Raw genomic sequence first — 3384 nt, 5'->3', positions numbered from 1 at the left:
TAAGATAATACCATCTCCTGAATACAAAAATACAATATTTCTAATTTTATAACTGTTGTTATCTATTTTTTCTAATTTAACTGGGTGATATTCTGAGCCATAAGTTTTAATAAATATTTTATCTTTGCTGATTAAGATACTCTCTATCGGAAAAATAAAATCACTTGATTGATTTAATATAAGTCTATTGTTTTTTAAGTCATTTAACTTAATTGAATCAATTAGCCCAGTACTGCTAGCCATTGAGTCATTATAAAAACATATAAAAATATTAATCCAAAAAAATTTATTTACAATCCTCCATAGGCCAAAACCAAATTTCTTTAGCATCGTAGAAACCTGAGCCAACTTTTCCTTGGTCAATAATGTCAATATGACCAATACTATCTTCTTTTGGTAATTCATAAAATATACCTTTTAAATTTATTGAGTTATTTGCAAAATCTGATAAAGACATTTGTTTTGGTTTACCATAATTTTTCCAAATCCAATCTGCAAGTCCTTTTGATGAGCGAGCATATCCCTCCGATGTCTGATTACCTTTAGGATATAAATTTTTTATATCAATGCCTGTTTTTTGCATTGCAGATGAAACCCTAATCGCACATTGATTTACTGCGTATGAATCAGAGCTAGGTCTAGCACTAGGTTGAATATTGAAATTTGGATACGCATCTCTTAATTGTTCAAAACACGGTAATTTCTTTTTAGATATTAATCCAAACTCATCAACCCATGTCTGTGTATTTGCTGCAAATTGATAGAGATTCATCCCACCCATCAACCCAATCGGGTCTTGCGTAATAAACCGCCCAAGTGCGGGTTCATAATAACGCAAAAAGTTGTAGTGCAAGCCCGTTTCTTGGTCGAAGTACTGGTTCTGCAGGCGGAACGGTTGGTGTGTAGCCCGTTGGGCATGGCGGTTGCTGTCGTGAATAAGCTGTCCCCACGCGTCATAACGCCCTTTCCAAAGGAGTTTGCCTTGGCTGTCTGTCATTTCTCTAGGCACGCCGATTTGGTCGCAGTGGAAGTAGTTGACGGTATGTTGTGCGTTTTCACTCTCTTTATAACACTGCGCCAACGGCTCATAGCTGTCGGGATGGGTGTAAATGTAGGTGAAAGTGCGGTCGGTTTCCTCGTTGTTTTCGCTGTTTTGTCTGACCACACATATATTTTCATAATGAAGATTATTTTCTAGATAATGGAACTAGATCTTCATCAGGTTCAACAAAATGAAGTAATCCATATTTGTTTATATCTGCAAGAAATCCCTTTTCTAAATAAGACCAATGCTCTTTAGAATATTCGTCTGTGTATAGTTCATCTTCAATTATGGCTACAATCCGTCCTATTTCACCTGCATAAATAACCACATCACCTAATTTAATACGTTGATTTGTATCGTAATAATTCATTCTTCATCCTTAATTTATAAATTTTTCTAATGGGATCGCACCTACTGGGGGAGTTTGCCCTTGTGAAGCATCTATAACTGCTTCTTTTCCCCAAAAACATCGACAAGTTTCGGGGTTTTGATTAGCTTGTCGTAAATGGATATGATTACCTAAATAAGGATAATAGTCCACTTGGGGCACTATATCCTGAAGATAAGTGGGTTGATTAACTTAGTAGGAACCTTCGACAACCTAGTTATTAACTTAATTAATAGGAAATAATATTATTCTTTATTTAATAAAAATACTCTAGAAAACTCTTCTCCAAAACCATCATCAGATTTAGAATAAACAATCTTAAATGTGTCGATATATCCAAGTTGCTCTAGGGAATCTTTTAACCATAACATCTGATCTAAATTTACTTGCGGTTTTTCCTCAAATTTTTCTTTATATTTTGCTTTTGAAATACAGATATTGGGTATGTTAAAACCATATAAGCCAGATAATTCTAAGTCAGGATATGTTATACATAAAAAAAGATCTTTTCTTTCATTCTCACTTAATACCTTTCTCGCGATTAACTTAATATTATTAAGATAAAACAACGCTACATTTAAAAAGAAAACATCAAAATCCTTTTTAGAGAATAATTCTAGAAAAATATCCCCTCTTCCCTTTCGAGTAATAATGGGTATTTCCTCAAATTCGACAGGATGTTTTAAAAAATCTATAATATTCTTTTCTTGATAAGATTTTTCAAGTTCTGCTAGTTTATTTAATAATGTTAAACTATGCATTTTTATACTCCTTTCCAGCCATAACAAAATAAAAAATCTCTATCGTCTTTAGAGAATGGTGGCATGCCTCGATGTTTATCATGTATTGTTCCATCTACACTAAGTGCTGAATCATTGTGAGCATAGGATAGTATTAATATAGTAATTATTTGTTAATAAAATAGAATCTTTGAATATAATCTTGACAAGATGAATCAAACCATTTTTTATGATAAACATCTATTTCCTTATATAATCCTAATTCTAGTAATGTTCTTTTGATTATTGGATATTTATTCATATCTAATTTCTCATTCTTTTTTATTAAATCTTTAAAATTCAATACATTCTCTTTTTGAGTAACTAAGAAATTAGGGATAAAAAAGCCTTCATTATCAACCCAGCAATCATCATCAGTATAAGTTATACAGATAAAAAAATTAGAATATGCATTTTTACTTAAAAATTTTTTAGCATATAGCTTAACATTATTGAGGTGAGTAACTGCCAAATTAAATAAAAATGTATTAAGATCTTCTTTTTTTAGATATTTCTTAAATGGCTCTATTTCAATATACCTGTGAATTAAAGGTGACTCTTCATATGTTTCATAATCAAAAAGTAATTCATTAAACTGAATTGAAGAATTATTTTCCATAAGATCATATATTGCTTTATTCAAATTCATATTTAACTCCTAATCTCAATAATTCCATCTGTAGCAAAACAAGAAATCTCTCTCATCTTTACCAAATTTAGGCACTCCTCTATGTTTATCATGAATAGTTCCATCAATATTAAGATCCGCCTCAGCATTATCAGCCAACGCCTTCACCTCCATTTGTGAGAGTAAGTATTGGATGTGGTTGCATAATTTTAATTAGTCATTTTATGGTGCAGAAATAAAATGATGCTTGTATGTTTTATTCAGCTAATCTTGTATTTTTAAGAGATTTTGGAATATGTTTATATAGTTAGTTAAACGCCATACTTATTAATTCCGATGCTAATAACCCATAGAAATGCTAGCCAAAGCATTAGATATACTACAATCATATTTAATATTCCATAAAATAATTTATATTTTTTAATAAAAGGAATTACTATTAATGAAAATATAACAAAAGGGAAAACTATCTCTGTTTCCAACAGGTAATATGAAAATAAAATACATATATGATATAAAATTTACTTTTAATACTAATAAAAAG

Annotated in this window: 5 protein-coding genes; all 5 read right to left on the bottom strand. The window is 30.6% G+C overall.

Annotated elements, in window-relative coordinates; all coding sequences use genetic code 11:
* A partial coding sequence (locus QZ106_RS09315) for a hypothetical protein (protein WP_295976571.1) occupies positions 1–243 on the bottom strand: 243 nt, incomplete at its 3' end.
* Between the two features lie 43 nt (positions 244–286).
* Positions 287–1165 (bottom strand): T6SS effector amidase Tae4 family protein, encoded by an 879-nt coding sequence (locus QZ106_RS09310; RefSeq protein ID WP_295976570.1) that lies wholly within the window; start codon positions 1163–1165, stop codon positions 287–289.
* A gap of 22 nt (positions 1166–1187) precedes the next feature.
* Positions 1188–1415 carry a hypothetical protein gene (locus QZ106_RS09305; protein ID WP_295976569.1) on the bottom strand — a complete coding sequence of 76 codons (228 nt, stop codon included), beginning with the start codon at positions 1413–1415 and terminating at the stop codon, positions 1188–1190.
* A gap of 263 nt (positions 1416–1678) precedes the next feature.
* On the bottom strand, positions 1679–2194 hold the full coding sequence (locus tag QZ106_RS09300; RefSeq protein WP_295976568.1) for an Imm15 family immunity protein: 516 nt from the start codon (positions 2192–2194) through the stop codon (positions 1679–1681).
* 145 nt (positions 2195–2339) lie between these two features.
* Complete coding sequence (locus QZ106_RS09295) at positions 2340–2861, bottom strand: Imm15 family immunity protein (RefSeq protein WP_295976567.1); 522 nt, start codon at positions 2859–2861, stop codon at positions 2340–2342.
* Positions 2862–3384: the final 523 nt, after the last annotated feature.

The organism is uncultured Aggregatibacter sp., from assembly GCF_901873365.1.
Taxonomy (GTDB): domain Bacteria; phylum Pseudomonadota; class Gammaproteobacteria; order Enterobacterales; family Pasteurellaceae; genus Aggregatibacter.
This window is presented reverse-complemented; position numbering and strand designations above follow the sequence as displayed.